We start from the raw sequence: 20,587 nt of genomic DNA on the forward strand, positions 1-20,587 counted from the left end.
AAAATGAAAAATTGTGTCATCGTCAGTGCGGTACGTACTGCTATCGGTAGTTTTAACGGTTCACTCGCTTCCACCAGCGCCATCGACCTGGGGGCGACAGTAATTAAAGCCGCCATTGAACGTGCAAAAATCGATTCACTACACATTGATGAAGTGATTATGGGTAACGTGTTGCAAGCCGGGTTGGGGCAAAATCCGGCACGTCAGGCACTGTTAAAAAGCGGGCTGGCAGAAACGGTGTGCGGATTCACGGTCAATAAAGTGTGTGGTTCGGGTCTTAAAAGTGTGGCGCTTGCCGCCCAGGCAATTCAGGCAGGTCAGGCGCAAAGCATTGTGGCGGGGGGTATGGAAAATATGAGTTTAGCGCCCTACTTACTCGATGCAAAAGCACGCTCTGGTTATCGTCTTGGAGACGGACAGGTTTATGACGTAATCCTGCGCGATGGTCTGATGTGCGCCACCCATGGTTATCATATGGGGATTACCGCCGAGAACGTGGCCAAAGAGTACGGAATTACCCGAGAAATGCAGGATGAACTGGCGCTACATTCACAGCGTAAAGCGGCAGCCGCAATTGAGTCCGGTGCTTTTACAGCCGAAATCGTCCCGGTAAATGTTGTCACTCGGAAGAAAACCTTCGTCTTCAGTCAAGACGAATTCCCGAAAGCGGATTCTACGACTGAAGCGTTAGGCGCATTGCGCCCGGCCTTCGATAAAGCAGGAACAGTCACCGCCGGGAACGCGTCTGGTATTAACGACGGTGCTGCCGCTCTGGTGATTATGGAAGAATCTGCGGCGCTGGCAGCAGGCCTTACCCCCCTGGCTCGCATTAAAAGTTATGCCAGCGGTGGCGTGCCCCCCGCATTGATGGGTATGGGGCCAGTACCTGCCACGCAAAAAGCGTTACAACTGGCGGGGCTGCAACTGGCGGATATTGATCTCATTGAGGCTAATGAAGCATTTGCTGCACAGTTCCTTGCCGTTGGGAAAACCCTGGGCTTTGATTCTGAGAAAGTGAATGTCAACGGCGGGGCCATCGCGCTCGGGCATCCTATCGGTGCCAGTGGTGCTCGTATTCTGGTCACACTATTACATGCCATGCAGGCACGCGATAAAACGCTGGGGCTGGCAACACTGTGCATTGGTGGCGGCCAGGGAATTGCGATGGTGATTGAACGGTTGAATTAACAAATCAGAACCACTCGCATGGCGGGTGGTTATCTGTTTCAGCCACGATGCGCCAGAAACAGACTAAAGTCAGAAAAGTAAAGGGCCGAATTTTCGGCCCTTTTAACTTGATTACTCGTCAGCGTCGTCTGCGACATCATCGTCGCTTTCCACTTCCGGAGCGATTTCATCGTCCCCTTCCGCGGCACTGCCATCGATGGTATCCAGATCTTCCTCGTCAACCGGTTCAGCAACACGTTGCAGACCCACTACGTTTTCATCTTCCGCAGTACGGATGAGGATCACGCCCTGGGTGTTACGACCTACGATGCTGATTTCCGAAACGCGAGTACGTACCAGCGTACCGGCATCGGTGATCATCATGATCTGGTCGCAGTCATCTACCTGCACCGCGCCAACCACTAAACCGTTACGTTCGGTAACCTTGATGGAGATAACCCCTTTCGTCGCACGCGACTTAGTCGGGTATTCCGCCACTGCGGTACGTTTACCATAACCGTTCTGCGTTGCGGTGAGGATTGCGCCATCGCCACGAGGCACGATCAGAGAGACGACTTTATCGCCTTCACCTAAGCGAATACCGCGAACACCGGTGGTGTTGCAGCCCATCGCACGGACAGAAGACTCTTTAAAGCGCACCACTTTACCTTCGGCGGAGAACAGCATTACTTCATCTTCGCCGCTGGTCAGGTCAACGCCGATCAGCTCATCGCCTTCAACCAGTTTGATCGCCACTTTACCGGCGGTACGCAGACGGTTGAATTCGGTGAGGACGGTTTTCTTAACAGTACCGTTAGCGGTCGCCATGAAGACTTTCACGCCTTCTTCAAACTCGGTCACCGGCAGGATCGCGGTGATACGTTCGTCCTGCTCCAGCGGCAGCAGGTTGACAATCGGACGACCGCGCGCGCCACGAGTGGCTTCCGGCAACTGATAGACTTTCATCGAATAGACGCGACCACGGCTGGAGAAGCACAGAATATGGTCGTGGGTGTTCGCCACCAGCAGTCGGTCAATAAAGTCTTCTTCTTTAATACGTGCGGCAGATTTGCCTTTCCCGCCACGACGCTGCGCTTCGTATTCAGAAAGCGGCTGATACTTCACGTAGCCCTGGTGAGAGAGCGTCACAACCACATCTTCCTGAGTGATCAGATCTTCCAGGTTGATGTCTGCGCTGTTGGCGGTGATTTCAGTGCGACGTTTGTCACCGAACTGTTCACGAACCAGTTCCAGCTCTTCGCGGATCACTTCCATCAGACGATCGGCACTGCCAAGAATACGCAGCAGTTCTGCGATCTGATCCAGCAGCTCTTTATATTCGTCGAGCAGTTTTTCGTGCTCAAGGCCGGTCAGTTTCTGCAAACGCAGATCCAGAATCGCCTGGGCTTGCTGTTCGGTCAGGTAGTACAGACCGTCACGCACGCCGAACTCTGGCTCCAGCCATTCCGGACGCGCAGCATCATCGCCCGCACGTTCGAGCATGGCGGCAACGTTGCCCAACTGCCACGGATTAGCAACCAGCGCAGTTTTCGCTTCTGCAGGCGTCGGCGCATGACGGATCAGTTCGATGATCGGGTCGATGTTCGCCAGCGCCACGGCTAATGCTTCAAGGATATGAGCACGATCGCGAGCTTTACGCAGTTCGAAAATAGTACGACGGGTCACCACTTCACGGCGGTGACGAACAAACGCCGCGATGATGTCTTTCAGGTTCATGATCTTCGGCTGACCATGGTGCAATGCCACCATGTTGATACCGAAAGAAACCTGCAACTGGGTCTGGGAGTAGAGGTTGTTAAGCACAACTTCACCGACCGCATCGCGTTTCACTTCAATCACGATGCGCATACCGTCTTTGTCAGACTCGTCACGCAGCGCGCTGATGCCTTCCACGCGTTTTTCTTTTACCAGTTCCGCAATCTTCTCGATCAGGCGCGCTTTGTTCACCTGATACGGAATTTCGTGGACGATAATGGTTTCACGTCCGGTTTTGGCGTCAACTTCCACTTCAGCACGGGCGCGGATATATACCTTGCCGCGACCGGTACGGTAAGCTTCTTCAATACCGCGACGACCATTAATGATTGCCGCCGTCGGGAAGTCCGGCCCAGGAATGTGTTCCATCAGCCCTTCAATGCTGATGTCTTCATCATCGATATACGCCAGACAACCGTTGATGACTTCCGTCAGGTTGTGCGGCGGGATGTTGGTTGCCATACCTACGGCGATACCGGAAGAACCGTTCACCAGCAGGTTAGGAATTTTGGTTGGCATGACGTCGGGAATTTTTTCCGTGCCGTCATAGTTATCAACGAAATCGACCGTCTCTTTTTCGAGATCGGCCATCAGTTCATGGGCAATTTTCGCCAGACGGATTTCCGTATAACGCATTGCCGCCGCAGAGTCGCCGTCGATGGAACCGAAGTTACCCTGACCGTCTACCAGCATGTAACGCAGCGAGAATGGCTGCGCCATACGGACGATCGTGTCATAAACCGCCGAGTCACCATGGGGATGGTATTTACCGATTACGTCACCAACGACACGGGCAGATTTTTTATAGGCTTTGTTCCAGTCATTGCCTAGTACGTTCATGGCGTAAAGTACGCGACGGTGTACCGGCTTCAGGCCATCTCGGACATCTGGCAGCGCACGGCCAACAATGACCGACATCGCATAATCCAGATAGGAGCTCTTCAGCTCTTCCTCAATGTTGACCGGTGTAATTTCTCTCGCAAGGTCGCTCATCTAACCGCTATCCCTCTACTGTATCCCGGATTCAAAGGTCGCAAATTATAACACAGCCGCGCAGTTTGAGGTAAACCTATACGCTTTATTCACATCCAATGCCTGATATACTCGTTTGTCTTGCCAATTACGGAGTAGAAGTGCCAATGAATGCCGAAAAATCGCCGGTAAACCATAACGTAGACCACGAAGAGATCGCTAAATTTGAAGCTGTCGCCTCCCGCTGGTGGGATCTTGAAGGTGAGTTCAAACCGCTGCACCGCATTAACCCGCTGCGTCTGGGCTATATTGCCGAGCGTGCTGGCGGTTTATTTGGCAAAAAGGTGCTCGATGTCGGTTGTGGCGGCGGCATTCTGGCCGAGAGTATGGCGCGCGAAGGCGCGACGGTGACCGGTCTGGATATGGGCTTTGAGCCATTGCAGGTGGCAAAGCTGCACGCGCTGGAAAGCGGCATTCAGGTGGATTACGTGCAGGAAACCGTGGAAGAGCACGCGGCAAAACATGCCGGGCAGTATGATGTGGTGACCTGCATGGAGATGCTGGAGCACGTGCCCGATCCGCAGTCAGTGGTAAGAGCCTGTGCGCAACTGGTGAAACCGGGCGGCGATGTCTTTTTCTCGACGCTTAACCGTAACGGCAAGTCGTGGCTGATGGCGGTGGTTGGCGCGGAATATATTTTGCGCATGGTGCCCAAAGGTACGCATGATGTGAAGAAGTTTATTAAACCGGCAGAACTGCTTGGCTGGGTAGATCAGACAAGCCTTAAAGAGCGACATATAACCGGGTTACATTACAACCCGATCACTAATACTTTTAAACTCGGCCCCGGCGTCGATGTGAACTATATGCTGCACACGCAGAATAAGTGAGGTTGTTGTTTGGATTCATCCGGCAACCGCGCCAATGCCTGATGCGACGCTTGCCGCGCCTTATCAGGCCTACAAATGCTCCCGTAGGCCAGATAAGGCGTTTACGCCGCATCCGGCAATAGTGCCGGTCAGACAGCGATTACCATTTCACCGTCATCGACAAAAACCCTGCCGTCTGGGCAAAATCATCACTCCCTTTCTGCCACGCCACGCTACCACGCAGGGACACTCGCTGACTGATATTGCCCGTGACTCCCACTTTTAATTCACCCCGTTGCTTCACCGCATCGTCACTGATAGTGCTGCCATCTTCTTCAATTTCCGTCGCATGCGGATCGTGATAATAATTCAGATCTAATGTTGGTATGACATGAACAGCGGTACGCCATTCGCTGTGTAAACCCAGCCGCGTTTGAATATCATCACCCTGCGATTGTGACACGCGCGCATGGTTAGCGGCGGTAAAATCATCCTGCTGCACGCCCTGATAAATCACCTGCGCCTGCGGTTCAATCACCACACCACGCCCCGGTAACCACTGATACCCGGCTTCCAGCGAGGCGATAATCCCCGATGAGTGGTAATGATCCACGCCATCTTCATGTTCGGAAACATCATTGTTAAACCACGCGTATTGCAGCCAGCTATCCAGCCAGGCCCCCTGCTTCTGATTACCGTGCTGAAACCAGCTTGAGGTCAGACCAACGGCATAACCGTGGTTCTGGTTATCGGCGCGAGTTCCGGTCATATTCGAGCGGCTGTCGCCCTGGTTATCACTGTAGCCACCAACCGCCCCAAGCATCCACTCGCCATCCGTGCCCCAGCACCCGCTAAACAAGTCGCCGCTAAGCTGCACCGTAGAAGTGTCTTCATGCTGAGCCAGTTGCCCCGCTGCTGTGTAATGATAATCTCCGCCGATAACACGTAAATTCAGCGTCTGACCATCGCCACCAGCGTGATCGTGTCGCTCCATCACAAACGCCTGATTTGCCGCCCGCAGGTTATTAAAATATCCACCAACTTTGGCATTCAACACCGGCTGGTAGGCAGGCGTAGGGTCCGGGGCCGGGTCGGGTGTTGGATCAGGATCCGGCGTGGGATCAGGATCGGGAGTCGGGTCTGGATCAGGTGGCGATGGTGGCGTTACTTCTTGCGATCGCAGATACCAGTCGTTGTTATCTTCCACCAGCGTGTAGTCATATGCTCCCATATTGACGTAGCCGCTGCCTGCCAGACTGAATTGCGCATTGTTTTGAAACTGCGTTGGATCGGCTGCGAAATCAACCACTTTAATGCCTGTCGATGTCGGCTCACCAATCCCTGTAATGGAGTTAACCATCACAGTTGTGTTGCCAGCAGTATTACCGTTCATCACCAATTGATCGCTTACCGAGTCATCGCCGTTTAATTCGCTATCGAGCAGTAGCGTACCACCGCCGGTATAATCACCGTTTACCGTCAGCGTGTCGCCAGCGACGCCATTTTGCAGGCTGACCGCACCGGACGTATTGGTCAGATTGCCATTAACTGTTACGTCGGAAAGATAAGTCAGGCTGTCAGTTTCAAGGTTGGTATTAAGCTCGCCTGTCAACGTCACGCCATCGGTGGCATTCACCAGCGTCCCATCGCCGTTAAACAGTGAGGCATTAAGGGCGATGGAAGTATCCTGCCCGGTCAGGCGCAAAACCGTACCATCGCTGATGTCGATAGTGCCGCTGGAAGTAACATCAATTGACTGAATATCCTGATCCGCGCCAGTCTTGAACGTTGCCCCGTCACCGACCCACAGCGACGAAGCATAAGGGAAGATATCCGCTACATCGCCTTGCAGCGTGCCTTCTTCGACACGTACCGCCGACTGCGTCGTACCACTGGCGGTCATTTCCAGCGTACCCGCTCCCGTTTTAGTCAATGTGCTACCCTCATCCAGATGCTGCCCGCTGCTGTCAGCCATCAGTGCGCCCCACTGCGTGTCTACCCCCGCATCAACCGCCACTTCACCGTCGGCGCGCATTTCAATATCACGCCCGTGACCTGCTGCCTCTGAACGAGTATCAACGTCAGCGGTAATTTCCATCTCACTTTGTTGTTGGCTATCAGTAAAGATGAGCTGACGGTTTTCGTCGGTATTGCCAAGCTGCGAGTTGTCGCTCACCACCAGCGTACCGGAAGCGATTTGCGTGGTGCCCAGGTAACTATTATTGTTTGCCAGGCTAACCAGCCCGTCGCCCGCATCGATCACCACGTAGACGCCATCTTTCTCGTCGCCGCCGATATGCAAATTGTCGCCACCTGCGAGATCCACCACATCCTGACTGCCGATAACCGTACCGCCGCTGCCGCTGACTGCAAGGCCATCGTTGTATGATGTGCCGCTCTGCCAGGTGGCGAAATCAGAGAGATCAAGCACGCCGCCGTTTAACACGATCGACTGCGGATCGTCCTGGAGAGCGGCAAGATCTGCCGCGTCGCCTTCCAGCGTAAGCACCGCGCCATCATCAACGACTATATCGCCAGTTAGCGCCATCGACTGAGCCCCTGCCAGCACGTAGCTGCCGTTTTGCGCAATGGTGAGCTGACCAGCACCTTCGATGGTGCCAGCAAAACTGCCCTGATTAACAGTAACGTTGCCACCAGCATCGATATTTAAAGTGCCATTCTGAAAGCCCGTCAATGCGTGCACAAAAGTTTGTTGGGTCGAGCCAACGTTTAGCTCAGCCTGATTCTGATACTGATCAAGACTCCCTATCGTCAGACCGTAGCAGTCTTGCGGATCGTCCTGGCAATGAGTATCTCCGACATTCATCAGGGAGTTGCTGCGACCCAGGGTAACCTCACCGTTTTCTATCTGCATCTCGCCAGTAAAGTCATTGTTATCTGCATTAAGTACCAGATCGCCGGAACCTGTTTTGGTGATTACCCCGGTACCAGCAATAGAGTCAACAACTCCGTCATTCTCTGTATTGCCGATAACCAGCGTTTTTCCGTCGGCAATATCAAAGGTAACTTCACTTAAGCCGAGATACATAAAGCCGCCCGCCTCAGTGGAAGGACCATCCCCATAACCTGCTGCGCTGTTGTTCTCATCCACTAACACGCCGTTGTTCTGGCTGTAGCTGTCATCAACTGAAATATCAATAAGATAGGGAGCCGTCACGCTATTGGTATAAATCGCCCCACCATATCCCTCAGCAGAGTTATTTGTAAATGCGGTGTTATTTATTATTGTGAAACCTGACGGATGCGTGATATTGCTATTATTATCGGTGACATCGATTGCCCCTCCATCGCCATCACTGTAACTTGTTGATGTATATGCCTGGTTGTTATCAAAAATAACTTCACTTAAATAGACGTCATTGTTGATGGTATAAATTGCACCACCTTTGCCGTCATTAGCGATGTTATTGCGAAACACGGCGTTAGTGACACTTAAATCGACGACACCGGTATCGTTAGTACCAGAAGAATAGATTGCGCCACCATAGCCACCTGCAACGTTACCGGAAAAAATAACATTAGTAAGATTCAGCGTTGAGTTTTCTTTAGCAAATATTGCCCCGCCGTTATTATATTCTCCTGAGACAGTATTATTGGCAAACAGAGTCATTCCAGTTTCATTTTCTGGCGATAGAGAAAACTCCGCTCCTTGTTGCAAAAATACGGCCCCACCGCTGGCGTTATTGGTCATATCCGAAAAAACCAGCCATTGCCCATCGGCGATGCTCCAGTCCTGCGTAATGCCTGAAAGGCTTTGCCTGCTGGCGTGACAACTCGCTTTGATATCATATCCCTGACATGAATCAATGGCCGCCGCGACACCGTTAGCAGAGAAAAGAGATGCAATCATTGACGGGAGTAAAGATAAATACTCCTTGCGTAGAAAAATAATCCGCATATTAATCTGACCATCATTTTCTATAAGACGGCATATTTAATCGCATTATACGATATGGGTTATTTTTCTTTTGTAAATTGTTCAACCCGGTGCAATGGCTATTTTGTTATTATTTCATGAATAATATCAGTGCGTCATAATTCAAGTTAATCACCTTAAGGGATATCAGTTATGTTTAAACTGAATTAAAGTAATGAATAATTTTCTTATAATATAAGGTAAATTAACAAAATGGCTTCGCATTTAACAACAACCGAAGAGAAAACAACCATTTCGACATCAACAATCGCTTACATTCGCTTATATATTGACCATAACTGATACATCAGATTATGTGATGACTCGTGCTTAGATCAATTTTTGCAATCATTAGCCAAAAGATTAATAAACCATCTATATCAATTTATCTAACCTATTCTTCCGTTCAAGAAATCGCCGAACAGTTATTTTTAACAAATTTTTCTCTTCCCATTGACTTTCCCGGACACCTTGTCTGACCTAAGGTGCGCGAAAGCCACTTTTTCCTTCCTGAGTTATCCACAAAGTTATGCACTTGCAAGAGGGCCATTTTCACACTATCTTGCAGTGAATCCCAAACATACCCCCTATATATAGTGTTCTAAGCAGCTTCCCTCACTACAGGTAGTCTGCATGAAACTATTGCGGAAAGAATTCCAAAAACAGGTACGACATACATGAATCAGAATCTGCTGGTGACAAAGCGCGACGGTAGCACAGAGCGCATCAATCTCGACAAAATCCATCGCGTTCTGGATTGGGCGGCAGAAGGACTGCATAACGTTTCGATTTCCCAGGTCGAACTGCGCTCCCACATTCAGTTTTATGACGGTATCAAGACCTCTGACATCCACGAAACCATTATCAAGGCTGCCGCAGACCTGATCTCCCGTGATGCGCCGGATTATCAGTATCTCGCCGCGCGCCTGGCGATCTTCCACCTGCGTAAAAAAGCCTACGGCCAGTTTGAGCCGCCTGCGCTGTACGACCACGTGGTGAAAATGATCGAGATGGGCAAATACGATAATCATCTGCTGGAAGACTACACGGAAGAAGAGTTCAAGCAGATGGACACGTTTATCGATCACGACCGTGATATGACCTTTTCTTATGCTGCGGTTAAGCAGCTGGAAGGCAAATATCTGGTGCAGAACCGTGTGACCGGCGAAATCTACGAAAGCGCCCAGTTCCTTTATATTCTGGTTGCCGCGTGCCTGTTCTCGAACTACCCGCGTGAAACGCGCCTGCAATACGTGAAGCGTTTTTACGACGCGGTTTCCACATTTAAAATTTCGCTGCCGACGCCAATCATGTCCGGCGTGCGTACCCCGACTCGTCAGTTCAGCTCCTGCGTACTGATCGAGTGCGGTGACAGCCTGGATTCCATTAACGCCACCTCCAGCGCGATTGTTAAATACGTTTCCCAGCGTGCCGGGATCGGCATCAATGCCGGGCGTATTCGTGCGCTGGGTAGCCCGATTCGCGGTGGCGAAGCGTTCCATACCGGTTGTATTCCGTTCTATAAGCATTTCCAGACAGCGGTGAAATCCTGCTCTCAGGGCGGTGTGCGTGGCGGTGCGGCTACGCTGTTCTACCCGATGTGGCATCTGGAAGTTGAAAGCCTGCTGGTGTTGAAAAACAACCGTGGGGTGGAAGGCAACCGCGTGCGTCATATGGACTACGGGGTACAAATCAACAAACTGATGTATACCCGTCTGCTGAAAGGTGAAGATATCACCCTGTTCAGCCCGTCCGACGTACCGGGGCTGTACGACGCGTTCTTCGCCGATCAGGAAGAGTTTGAACGCCTGTACACCAAATATGAGAAAGACGACAGCATCCGCAAGCAGCGTGTGAAAGCCGTTGAGCTGTTCTCGCTGATGATGCAGGAACGTGCGTCTACCGGTCGTATCTATATTCAGAACGTTGACCACTGCAATACCCATAGCCCGTTTGATCCGGCCATCGCGCCAGTGCGCCAGTCTAACCTGTGCCTGGAAATCGCCCTGCCGACCAAACCGCTGAATGATGTCAACGACGAGAACGGTGAAATAGCGCTGTGTACGTTGTCTGCTTTCAACCTGGGCGCAATTAATAGCCTGGATGAACTGGAAGAGCTGGCGATTCTGGCGGTACGCGCACTCGACGCGCTGCTGGACTATCAGGATTACCCGATCCCGGCCGCCAAACGTGGAGCGATGGGTCGTCGTACGCTGGGTATTGGTGTGATCAACTTCGCTTACTACCTGGCGAAGCACGGTAAACGCTACTCCGACGGCAGCGCCAACAACCTGACGCATAAAACCTTCGAAGCTATTCAGTATTACCTGCTGAAAGCCTCTAATGAGCTGGCGAAAGAGCAAGGCGCGTGCCCGTGGTTTAACGAAACCACTTACGCGAAAGGGATCCTGCCGATCGATACCTATAAGAAAGATCTGGATGCCATCGCTAATGAGCCGCTGCATTACGACTGGGAAGCACTGCGTGAGTCAATCAAAACGCACGGCCTGCGTAACTCCACGCTTTCTGCTCTGATGCCGTCCGAGACCTCTTCGCAGATCTCTAACGCCACTAACGGTATTGAACCGCCGCGTGGTTACGTCAGCATCAAAGCGTCGAAAGACGGTATTCTGCGCCAGGTGGTGCCGGACTACGAGCATCTGCACGACGCCTATGAACTGCTGTGGGAAATGCCGGGTAACGATGGCTACCTGCAACTGGTGGGTATCATGCAGAAATTTATCGATCAGTCGATCTCTGCTAACACCAACTACGATCCGTCACGCTTCCCGTCAGGAAAAGTGCCGATGCAGCAACTGCTGAAAGACCTGCTCACCGCCTACAAATTCGGGGTCAAAACGCTGTATTATCAGAACACCCGTGACGGTGCTGAAGACGCACAAGACGATCTGGTACCGTCAATCCAGGACGATGGCTGCGAAAGCGGCGCATGTAAGATCTGATATTGAGATGCCGGATGCGGCGTGAACGCCTTATCCGGCATACGGCTCGGTTTGTAGGCCTGATATGACGCGCCAGCGTCGCATCAGGCACAGGATGCGGCGTAAAATGCCTTATCCGGCATTAAACTCCCAACAGGACACATTCATGGCATATACCACCTTTTCACAGACGAAAAATGATCAGCTCAAAGAACCGATGTTCTTTGGTCAGCCGGTCAACGTGGCTCGCTACGATCAGCAAAAATATGACATCTTCGAAAAGCTGATCGAAAAGCAGCTCTCTTTCTTCTGGCGTCCGGAAGAAGTTGACGTTTCTCGTGACCGTATCGATTACCAGGCACTGCCTGAACACGAAAAACACATCTTTATCAGCAACCTGAAATATCAGACGTTGCTGGACTCCATTCAGGGTCGCAGCCCGAACGTGGCACTGCTGCCGCTGATCTCGATCCCTGAACTGGAAACCTGGGTCGAAACCTGGGCGTTCTCAGAAACCATTCACTCTCGTTCTTATACCCATATCATTCGTAATATCGTTAACGATCCGTCCGTTGTGTTTGATGATATCGTCACCAACGAGCAGATCCAGAAACGTGCGGAAGGGATCTCCAGCTATTACGATGAGCTGATCGAAATGACCAGCTACTGGCATCTGCTGGGCGAAGGTACCCACACCGTTAACGGTAAAACCGTAACCGTTAGCCTGCGCGAGCTGAAGAAAAAACTGTATCTCTGCCTGATGAGCGTTAACGCGCTGGAAGCGATCCGCTTCTACGTCAGCTTTGCTTGTTCCTTTGCCTTTGCAGAACGCGAACTGATGGAAGGTAACGCCAAAATTATTCGCCTGATTGCCCGCGATGAAGCCCTGCACCTGACCGGTACTCAGCATATGCTGAATCTGCTGCGCAGCGGCGCGGATGATCCGGAGATGGCGGAAATTGCCGAAGAATGTAAGCAGGAATGCTATGACCTGTTTGTCCAGGCGGCACAGCAAGAGAAAGACTGGGCGGATTATCTGTTCCGTGACGGTTCGATGATTGGTCTGAATAAAGACATTCTCTGCCAGTACGTTGAATACATCACCAATATCCGCATGCAGGCAGTCGGTTTGGATCTGCCGTTCCAGACTCGCTCCAACCCGATCCCGTGGATCAATACCTGGCTGGTGTCTGATAACGTGCAGGTTGCTCCGCAGGAAGTGGAAGTCAGTTCTTATCTGGTCGGGCAGATTGACTCGGAAGTGGACACCGACGATTTGAGTAACTTCCAGCTCTGATGGCTCGCATTACCCTGCGCATCACTGGCACACAACTGCTGTGCCAGGATGAACACCCTTCCCTTCTGGCGGCGCTGGAATCCCACAATGTGGCGGTTGAGTACCAGTGCCGCGAAGGTTACTGCGGTTCCTGTCGCACGCGCCTTGTTGCAGGCCAGGTGGACTGGATTGCCGAACCGTTAGCCTTTATTCAGCCGGGGGAAATTTTGCCTTGTTGTTGCCGGGCAAAAGGCGATATTGAAATCGAGTTGTGATCGGGTACTAGCGCCAGATACGACGCTTACGCGTATTATCTGGCCTACAACGATTACATGGCGTAGTAATACGCTTTCACCTGCTCCCAGTCCGCTTTGGGGATCGGCTCCAGATATTTTTCCAGCTGGCGGAAGTCATGATTAATCGCTTTATCGCGACGCAAGCGGCGACGACTTTTCTCCAGATCAAGAAATCCAGCTTCTGCCTTACCTTCTGTTTTCACATAGATATGGCGAACATAGCAACAGCCATGCTGACGATTAACGCTATGCATTTTCTTAAACGCCAGCGCCACTGCTTTCAACATGGCTTGCCGTACTTCGTCAGAATAGGGCGTTACTGCATGCCGGGCATACCAGTCAGCAATGCTGATGAACCCCGCCATATCTTCAGTCACCAGCAACGCGCGCCATTCCCCCTCAATTTTCACCGCTTCACCAAAAACAATCTTCGGCACGATGACACCAGCCCGTTCCAGTTCTTTAATTACCGCAACCTCACGGACAATCGTTGGTCGGCCGAACGGATAACGTACGGAATGAAACAGATGATGCGTCATGCGCTTTACATATAGCTTTTTGCCGTTGCGCTCGACGCATTGCACCCCGCTCATACCATTACGGCGATAGTTAGGCTCTTCAACCCAGTCGCCCTCTGTTGCCCACCAGTGATTAAATTCGTCGTGCTTTGCTGAAACTGCCATACCCTATCGCCTGTCATTTTTTATTTACAACAATGACTATAGGTGGTTACCTGCGAAAAATCTGAATGAAACGTGTCGTATTAATGAATTTCTTTTGCCACTACTAGCGCGACACCGCTTTTACCCTTCATTTGCAGCGCATAGACTCCACCAGCCACTACCACTAATAGTGCACCCAGCAGATAAATCATTCGGTAGCCAGTATGTGCAACCATCATCCCCATCACACAGGCTCCCAGCGCCAGGCCTGCATCCATCGCATTGAAGAAGAGGGAGTTTGCGACACCGATTTTATGCGGTTCCACTGAACTGATAATCTGCGTCTGAAAAACTGGCGTCACGGAACCATACCCGATACCAATCAATGCGCCAGAAACAACCATCATTATGCTTCCCTGGGTGTAGCCGAGAACCACCAGTCCTACCGTAAAGAACACAAGGCAAGGGTAAACCACATATTTCGGTCCTTTTTTGTCGCAGACATTGCCGGTAAAGGTACGGCAAATCATCAGGAAGATAGCGTAGCAAAGCAGGAAATTACTGGCTGCCGACATCAGGTTAAGTTCGCGTGCATAAAGCGCCAGAAAAGCAGAAACCCCGGCATACGAAAAGGTCATAAAAAAGGTGACCATCGCAAATGGCAACGCCGCGCGATCGAACATGGCGGCGAAGCCCATTTTCGGCGTTGAACCATCAGCATGGCTGATAACCGGCGGCACTGTCATAATCAGCGACAGAATAATCCCCACCGCTGCCACGCCGGTGCATAGCCAGAAAGCCAGATTAAAGGCTTCCCAGCGCGCCATATTCAGACCAATCCACGGCCCGACCACCATTGCCATCCCCATTGCCAGAGAGAAAAAACTGATGCCCTCCCCACGTCGGGAGGCCGGGATCAGCCGCGCGGAAATCGTTCCTTTTACCGTAGTGATAACCCCGAAGGTAATACCATGAAGCACCCGAATAAAAAGCAGTGATTCAATTGAGTGGCAAAAAGGATACAGCGCAGTGACCACCAAAAAGGCCAGAGAAGAGAGCCCCAGAATAGTTTTATTCGAATATTTACCTACCCATTGCCCGGCAAAGGGGCGAATAACAATGGCGGCAATTAAAAATAAAGTCACCAACAAACCTGCTTTATCAGGAGAGGCATGCAAGCGGTCTGAGATATAAATTGGCAACAATGTTAGTAAAACATAAAAGACGAAGAAAATAATAAAGCTGATGATGGTTATTGCCCAAAAATCCTTCGTCCATAACTTCTCTTTCATACCCTACCGCCTGTCAGGATGACGCACGCAGACAACACTCCCGTTACTGCGGTTGCGTCAAATTGTGATGTACTTTGCAGAACAGAAGTATAAATGGCGGCATGCTATTAGAGAAATTAATCGTTTTAATATTATTGATTAGCAAACTCTAATGACTCTTACCCAAATAAATTCTTTACTCGCCGTGCTGGATTACGGTGGCTTTACTGAAGCCAGCAAGCGATTGTTCATGACGCAGTCGGCGGTAAGTCAGGCAATTGCTGCCCTCGAACAAGAACTTGGCGTGAGTATACTGTTACGCGATCGCCGTAAAGCTATACAACTGACCGCAGCAGGTCATCGCATTGTGCATCATCTGCGCGCCATTAATCGGGAAGTGAACGCAGTAAAAGAGATAGCCGAGCAGGAAAAGCAGAACCCTCAAAGAACGCTGAGACTTGGTTGTTTCCCCAGCGTCTGCGCCTGTATCTTACCGGCTGTGATTCGCTACTTTGAAATTCATCATCCGAATATAAAAATTATTCCTTTTGAGGAAAATAGCACAGCGATTATTGATTCCCTTCAGAATGAATCCATTGATGCCGGTTTTGTTCATTTTCCGGTGAGCGGAATGTACTCCGTGCCCATTTATCAGGATAAATTCACCGTAGTGTTACCGCCCAACCATGCTCTGGCAAAAAACAGCACTATTACAGTGGAAGAGTTAATGGGTGAACCATTAATTATTAGTAAAGGACGCTATGAATTAAGCATTATGGCACTATTTAAAGAAAAGAATATTACCCCACAGATAAAATATGAATTTAATCACCCTGATACAGCGATCAGTTTTATTCGACAGGGATTAGGCATCGCCTTATTACCAGAGTTAACGCTGAAAACCATTGCAGATGAATTGTGTTCCGTTCCTCTCGAACCAACCTTCTATCGACAGATTTCGTTGCTGGCTAAAGAAAAGCCGGTAGAAGGCAGTCCACTGTTTTTACTGCAAATGTGTACGGAACAACTCGTGGTGAGTGGAAAAATTTGATGTAAGACATGAGATTGATGACAAATGCAAGACTGCCTGATTCGCCACACTTAGTTGTACTATAGCCTTTACCAGGCGTAATAATTCGTTTTCACCTGATTTTGGCCCACTTTGTGAATTGGCGATATATATTTATCCAGTTGGGAGAAGTGACAATGACTCCAGGTAGAAATCGGTATGAAGCGCCCGACTCACTGTCAAAACCGATCGTTGAGAGTAATGACACTCCGGCGAACAGTACACAGTTTACTCTGGAGCCATTCTCAATCTTCAAGTGGGATACCTAGTAACTTTTCAGGGAAGTTATCAATATCTGTTTGTTACTTATTACCGTATTTATTAACAATAATGATACTTTCTACCATGCGTAAAGGTCTTCGTAATAAAATGAGCTAAATTTGATAGTGAATATATTTTGCAAAGATTAGATTGTATCTTGTTAACTCACAATACAAGGAATCATTTATGCCAAATACATCTATTCACTTATCTCGCTGTAATATTTTACAAAATAATAAATTGCAACCAGCAGAAATTTACAAAGAATCACAACAAACCGCGAAACTTGAGTTTTTTTGCGATGAGTTTCTAAAAATATCTCAAAGTAGATACGGGTTATCAACTTCAGCAGACAGCATAGCTAATTTATTGGCTTTTTTCACGAAAGCCTCAGATGCAATTGATAGTATCAAGACCCAAAAAATTGACGTTCACAGTTATGGTTTCGTACCAATAAGACATTTTGTCGAACATGTCATAACGTATAAAAATGAATTTGCAGCGGATTATGAACCCTATACCCTTACCTTTACCCGAGGTGAAAACAACGAAGGTATTTTGAGTGTCGAAAGCAAAGAAGGGTTTATTTCACAAAGAACAATAAACTTAAATGAATATGAAACTGCAATTAACATCATCAATGAACATGTTATAAAAGAAAATATCCACAACACGGTCCAGTCACCGACAGAAAAAGACATTTCAAAAATAAACAGCTCTGATAAACCTTATAAAACCAGCAGTGAGGAAAGTATTAAAAGTCAACTTTACAGCGATCAAAAAAAATATACAGACCTGCTACTACATTCTGAGAAAAATACAGAATGGTACAAATACGCATCCTCCGTGGAACGCTATGATAAATTCAAGAATTCTTCTAAGGAAATTAAAAATACCTACAAGCAAATTGTACAAGCGCAGAAAAAATTGAACCAAATGAAATACATCAATAAATTAAGTGGTGAGCTTATCGATATCGCCGACAAAAAGTTAGCACCATTAATAAATGATAGTTTCAGCTATACACGAGATTTCTTTGCTTACTCAAAACAGGAAAATAACATCTTCACGTTTGATAATTCTAAGTTTGAAGATCCAAAGGAAAAAAAAGGTTTAATGGTACAACACAGCAATGGACAACTGGTTATTACTGGTGAATATTATCCTGAAGGTGTGCAAATAGCATTCACTCAAGAACAATATAATAAATTAATAAGATACATTAATATTTTCTTTACTTTCCCGAAATGCGAATAATACTTTACAGTATAAACTGCAATACAATTTATTATTGAACCCAATTCATACTGTTTAAGGAATAACAATGCCCAGTGTTAGCTTTCTTAACGAATGAGTTTTACGCAAATATGTTGGCATCTTTTTTAACAGGATGCACCGGTTAATGAATAGAACAACCGGAAGTAGCATTATTTCGCTTTAGCAGAGGATGGCGCATGAACGCCATCCTGCAATAGCATTACTCTTTATTAAGGAATTTTACTGCCTTATCAGGGAAATCAGTAAACAGCCCATTTACACCCGCTTTGTTATACAGAGCATCATATAACTGATTCACATCAGTAGTGTATTCAGGCAGTTTATCTGACCGCACGGTATAAGGATGCACTGCCAGCTTGTTCTGCTGAGCATCTTGCACCATGCCAGTGAGTTTGATATTACCCGGCTGCGATGTCTCCTCAATCAACATATGGTAATCCGGACCAATACCATCTGCATATTCCGCCACCTGTTTCATGGCTCCCGGCTTAAACATCCAGTCGTAGTTGTAATTAATCCAGCTTCCGTCCGGCTGTTTCTGCTGCGTTTCATTCCAGTCGGTATAGGCAATCAGCTGTACCAGATTGAGATCCATGCCCATTTTAGGTTCCAGCTCTTTCTTAATACGCTTCAGCTCATCAGCATCAAAACATTGCAAATAAACTTTATCGTCCTTACCGGTGTAACCATATTTCTTCAGCACTTCCAGCGTTTTTGCCGCAATATCCTTCCCTTCCTGATGATGGAACCACGGCGCTTTAATTTCTGGATAGATACCGATATTTTTCCCGGTAGAGTGATTTAACCCCTGAACAAATTCAATCTCTTCTTCGAAAGTGTGTACCCGGAAGTCAGATTTACCCATCGGGAAACGGCCCGGATAAGTCTGTACTTTCTTACCGTTTTCAATATCGAAACCTTCGGTAAATTTCAGTGACTTAATTTCATCGAGCGTGAAATCTATCGCGTAGTAACGACCGTCTTTGCGCGCCCGATCCGGGAAACGATCGGCAACATCAGTAACACGATCGAGATAATGGTCATGCAGAACAACCAGATGGTCGTCTTTGGTCATCACCAAATCCTGTTCCAGATAATCCGCTCCCTGCGCATACGCCATCGCTTTTGCTGGCAGCGTATGCTCCGGCAAATATCCACTGGCACCGCGATGGGCGATGACTATTTTTTCGTTGCTGTCCGCCGCCATTGCACTGCTTCCCATGACTATAGTGCTCATCATGATCGCCATGCTAAGGTTTTTCAGCGTCAATTTCATGCCATTAGCCTCCGTTGCGTTTTTGCAGTAATTCCTGATGGCGACGTTTTTCGCCAATCATCACAACAATCAACAAGATAACCGCCAGAATGCTGCCGCCAATCATTACCATAAAGCCGCCATCCCAGCCGAAGAAGTCCACGGTGTAGCCAACAATCGCGCTCGCCGCCACCGAACCGCCCAGGTAACCAAACAGACCGGTAAAGCCCGCTGCCGTACCTGCCGCTTTTTTCGGTGCCAGTTCCAGCGCATGCAGACCGATCAGCATCACAGGGCCGTAGATCAGGAAGCCGATAACAATCATACAAATCATATCTACGGTTGGGTTACCTGCCGGGTTCATCCAGTAAACGATAGTCGCGATGGTCACCAGTGTCATAAAGAAGACGCCGGTGGCCCCACGGTTGCCACGGAAGACTTTATCCGACATCCAGCCGCACAGCAGGGTGCCCGGAATGCCCGCATACTCATAGAAGAAGTAGGCCCAGGAGGATTTATCCAGCGCGAAGTGTTTCACCTCTTTCAGATAAGTCGGTGACCAGTCGAGGATGCCGTAACGCAGCAGATAAACGAACACGTTGGCGATGGCGATATACCACAGCAGTTTGTTCGGCAGCACGTACTGCATGAAGATTTGCTTCGCAGTCAGCTCCTGTTCCGCTTTTTCGTTATAGTCGTCCGGATAATCATTTTTGTACTCTTCGATCGGCGGCAGGCCACAGGATTGCGGGGTATCGCGCATCATCGCAAAGGCGAATAATGCCACCAGAATGGCGCAGAAAGCGGGCATATAGAGCGCCGCGTGCCAGTCATTGAACCAGGCCATCCCCAGCAGGAACAGCAGCGGCGGAATACCACCACCGACGTTGTGCGCACAGTTCCACACTGACACAATGCCGCCACGTTCTTTCTGCGACCACCAGTGCACCATAGTACGACCACACGGCGGCCACCCCATCCCCTGGAACCAACCGCAGAGGAACAACAGTACAAACATCACCGCAATGCTCGACGTCGCCCATGGCACAAAGCCCATAAACAACATCACTGCCGCCGCCAGAATCAAACCTGCGGGCAGGAAAACGCGCGGATTCGAGCGATCCGATACCGAACCCATGATGAATTTCGAAAATCCATAAGCAATCGAGATCCCCGAAAGGGCAAAACCTAAATCACCGCGTGAGAATCCCTGCTCAACCAGATAAGGCATAGCGAGGGCAAAGTTCTTACGAACCAAATAGTAAGCAGCATAACCAAAGAATATCCCCAGGAAAATTTGCCAGCGCAATCGACGATAAGTCGGATCGATCTCCGCGGCAGGTAAGCGCGCTTTGTGTGGCGCTGGTTTAAAAATACTCAACATTGATAGCCTCCGTGGCCCGTGGTCTTATTTATGATTAACAGCCTGATTCAGTGGGAGAACCTGCCGTTTCTTGAGTTGCCGCGATGTTAAGAAAACATTCATAAATTAAATGTGAATTACCGCACACATTATTAAATACGATGGGTTAAATGTTTATAATGACGCATGAAAT

The 20,587-nt window shown here is 49.2% G+C and carries 13 protein-coding genes and 1 pseudogene; 7 read left to right on the forward strand and 7 right to left on the reverse strand.

What is annotated here, in order from left to right:
* The first annotated feature begins 3 nt into the window (after positions 1-3).
* Positions 4-1,188 (forward strand): acetyl-CoA acetyltransferase, encoded by a 1,185-nt coding sequence (gene atoB, locus ACJHXB_RS11155; RefSeq protein ID WP_000786525.1) that lies wholly within the window; start codon positions 4-6, stop codon positions 1,186-1,188.
* A gap of 111 nt (positions 1,189-1,299) precedes the next feature.
* Here the strand turns inward: atoB and gyrA are convergent, their stop codons facing one another.
* Positions 1,300-3,936 (reverse strand): DNA topoisomerase (ATP-hydrolyzing) subunit A, encoded by a 2,637-nt coding sequence (gene gyrA / locus ACJHXB_RS11160; RefSeq protein WP_001281252.1) that lies wholly within the window; start codon positions 3,934-3,936, stop codon positions 1,300-1,302.
* A 146-nt stretch (positions 3,937-4,082) separates the two neighbouring features.
* Between gyrA and ubiG the strand changes: the two genes are divergently transcribed.
* The gene (gene ubiG / locus ACJHXB_RS11165; RefSeq protein WP_000990765.1) at positions 4,083-4,805 is read left to right on the forward strand and encodes a bifunctional 2-polyprenyl-6-hydroxyphenol methylase/3-demethylubiquinol 3-O-methyltransferase UbiG; all 723 of its coding nucleotides are present in this window, start codon (positions 4,083-4,085) and stop codon (positions 4,803-4,805) included.
* A gap of 139 nt (positions 4,806-4,944) precedes the next feature.
* On the opposite strand, the gene yfaL is transcribed toward ubiG, so the two are convergent.
* Together yfaL and ypaB are read right to left on the reverse strand one after the other, a co-directional pair.
* The gene (gene yfaL, locus ACJHXB_RS11170; protein WP_001220058.1) at positions 4,945-8,703 is read right to left on the reverse strand and encodes an AIDA-I family autotransporter adhesin YfaL/EhaC; all 3,759 of its coding nucleotides are present in this window, start codon (positions 8,701-8,703) and stop codon (positions 4,945-4,947) included.
* A 424-nt stretch (positions 8,704-9,127) separates the two neighbouring features.
* A complete protein-coding gene (gene ypaB, locus ACJHXB_RS11175) occupies positions 9,128-9,271 on the reverse strand; it encodes a protein YpaB (RefSeq protein WP_001300064.1) in 144 nt (47 codons plus the stop codon).
* 127 nt (positions 9,272-9,398) lie between these two features.
* Between ypaB and nrdA the strand changes: the two genes are divergently transcribed.
* The 3 genes from nrdA (at position 9,399) to yfaE (ending at position 13,214) form a co-directional block, all read left to right on the forward strand.
* Complete coding sequence (gene nrdA / locus ACJHXB_RS11180) at positions 9,399-11,684, forward strand: class 1a ribonucleoside-diphosphate reductase subunit alpha (protein WP_001075151.1); 2,286 nt, start codon at positions 9,399-9,401, stop codon at positions 11,682-11,684.
* 145 nt (positions 11,685-11,829) lie between these two features.
* Positions 11,830-12,960, forward strand: a complete 1,131-nt coding sequence (gene nrdB / locus ACJHXB_RS11185; protein ID WP_000332037.1) for a class Ia ribonucleoside-diphosphate reductase subunit beta — start codon at positions 11,830-11,832, stop codon at positions 12,958-12,960.
* Positions 12,960-13,214, forward strand: a complete 255-nt coding sequence (yfaE, locus tag ACJHXB_RS11190) for a ferredoxin-like diferric-tyrosyl radical cofactor maintenance protein YfaE (RefSeq protein ID WP_000101256.1) — start codon at positions 12,960-12,962, stop codon at positions 13,212-13,214. Before nrdB ends, yfaE begins: the two co-directional genes overlap by 1 nt.
* 53 nt (positions 13,215-13,267) lie before the next feature.
* Here the strand turns inward: yfaE and inaA are convergent, their stop codons facing one another.
* Both inaA and ACJHXB_RS11200 read right to left on the reverse strand, forming a co-directional pair.
* Positions 13,268-13,918 carry a lipopolysaccharide kinase InaA gene (gene inaA / locus ACJHXB_RS11195; protein ID WP_000301032.1) on the reverse strand — a complete coding sequence of 217 codons (651 nt, stop codon included), beginning with the start codon at positions 13,916-13,918 and terminating at the stop codon, positions 13,268-13,270.
* 80 nt (positions 13,919-13,998) lie between these two features.
* Positions 13,999-15,189, reverse strand: a complete 1,191-nt coding sequence (locus ACJHXB_RS11200; RefSeq protein WP_000660221.1) for an MFS transporter — start codon at positions 15,187-15,189, stop codon at positions 13,999-14,001.
* Between the two features lie 151 nt (positions 15,190-15,340).
* Here ACJHXB_RS11200 and ACJHXB_RS11205 point away from each other — a divergent pair, with 151 nt between their 5' ends.
* Positions 15,341-16,219, forward strand: a complete 879-nt coding sequence (locus ACJHXB_RS11205) for a LysR family transcriptional regulator (RefSeq protein ID WP_001468983.1) — start codon at positions 15,341-15,343, stop codon at positions 16,217-16,219.
* Between the two features lie 465 nt (positions 16,220-16,684).
* Positions 16,685-17,755, forward strand: a pseudogene (locus ACJHXB_RS11210) (hypothetical protein).
* 220 nt (positions 17,756-17,975) lie between these two features.
* Here ACJHXB_RS11210 and glpQ read toward each other — a convergent pair.
* Positions 17,976-19,052, reverse strand: coding sequence for a glycerophosphodiester phosphodiesterase (glpQ, locus tag ACJHXB_RS11215; protein ID WP_000779079.1), 1,077 nt, complete (start codon positions 19,050-19,052; stop codon positions 17,976-17,978).
* Between the two features lie 4 nt (positions 19,053-19,056).
* The gene (gene glpT, locus ACJHXB_RS11220) at positions 19,057-20,415 is read right to left on the reverse strand and encodes a glycerol-3-phosphate transporter (RefSeq protein ID WP_000948724.1); all 1,359 of its coding nucleotides are present in this window, start codon (positions 20,413-20,415) and stop codon (positions 19,057-19,059) included.
* Positions 20,416-20,587: the final 172 nt, after the last annotated feature.

The sequence above is a fragment of the Escherichia sp. WS3227_2 genome (genome assembly GCF_046486495.1).
Classification (GTDB): domain Bacteria; phylum Pseudomonadota; class Gammaproteobacteria; order Enterobacterales; family Enterobacteriaceae; genus Escherichia; species Escherichia coli.

Coding starts and splice junctions, on each gene's coding strand:
- atoB (WP_000786525.1), top strand. CDS start 4: ATGAAAAATTGTGTCATCGTCAGTGCGGTACGTACTGCTATCGGTAGT.
- gyrA (WP_001281252.1), bottom strand. CDS start 3,936: ATGAGCGACCTTGCGAGAGAAATTACACCGGTCAACATTGAGGAAGAG.
- ubiG (WP_000990765.1), top strand. CDS start 4,083: ATGAATGCCGAAAAATCGCCGGTAAACCATAACGTAGACCACGAAGAG.
- yfaL (WP_001220058.1), bottom strand. CDS start 8,703: ATGCGGATTATTTTTCTACGCAAGGAGTATTTATCTTTACTCCCGTCA.
- ypaB (WP_001300064.1), bottom strand. CDS start 9,271: ATGGCCCTCTTGCAAGTGCATAACTTTGTGGATAACTCAGGAAGGAAA.
- nrdA (WP_001075151.1), top strand. CDS start 9,399: ATGAATCAGAATCTGCTGGTGACAAAGCGCGACGGTAGCACAGAGCGC.
- nrdB (WP_000332037.1), top strand. CDS start 11,830: ATGGCATATACCACCTTTTCACAGACGAAAAATGATCAGCTCAAAGAA.
- yfaE (WP_000101256.1), top strand. CDS start 12,960: ATGGCTCGCATTACCCTGCGCATCACTGGCACACAACTGCTGTGCCAG.
- inaA (WP_000301032.1), bottom strand. CDS start 13,918: ATGGCAGTTTCAGCAAAGCACGACGAATTTAATCACTGGTGGGCAACA.
- ACJHXB_RS11200 (WP_000660221.1), bottom strand. CDS start 15,189: ATGAAAGAGAAGTTATGGACGAAGGATTTTTGGGCAATAACCATCATC.
- ACJHXB_RS11205 (WP_001468983.1), top strand. CDS start 15,341: ATGACTCTTACCCAAATAAATTCTTTACTCGCCGTGCTGGATTACGGT.
- glpQ (WP_000779079.1), bottom strand. CDS start 19,052: ATGAAATTGACGCTGAAAAACCTTAGCATGGCGATCATGATGAGCACT.
- glpT (WP_000948724.1), bottom strand. CDS start 20,415: ATGTTGAGTATTTTTAAACCAGCGCCACACAAAGCGCGCTTACCTGCC.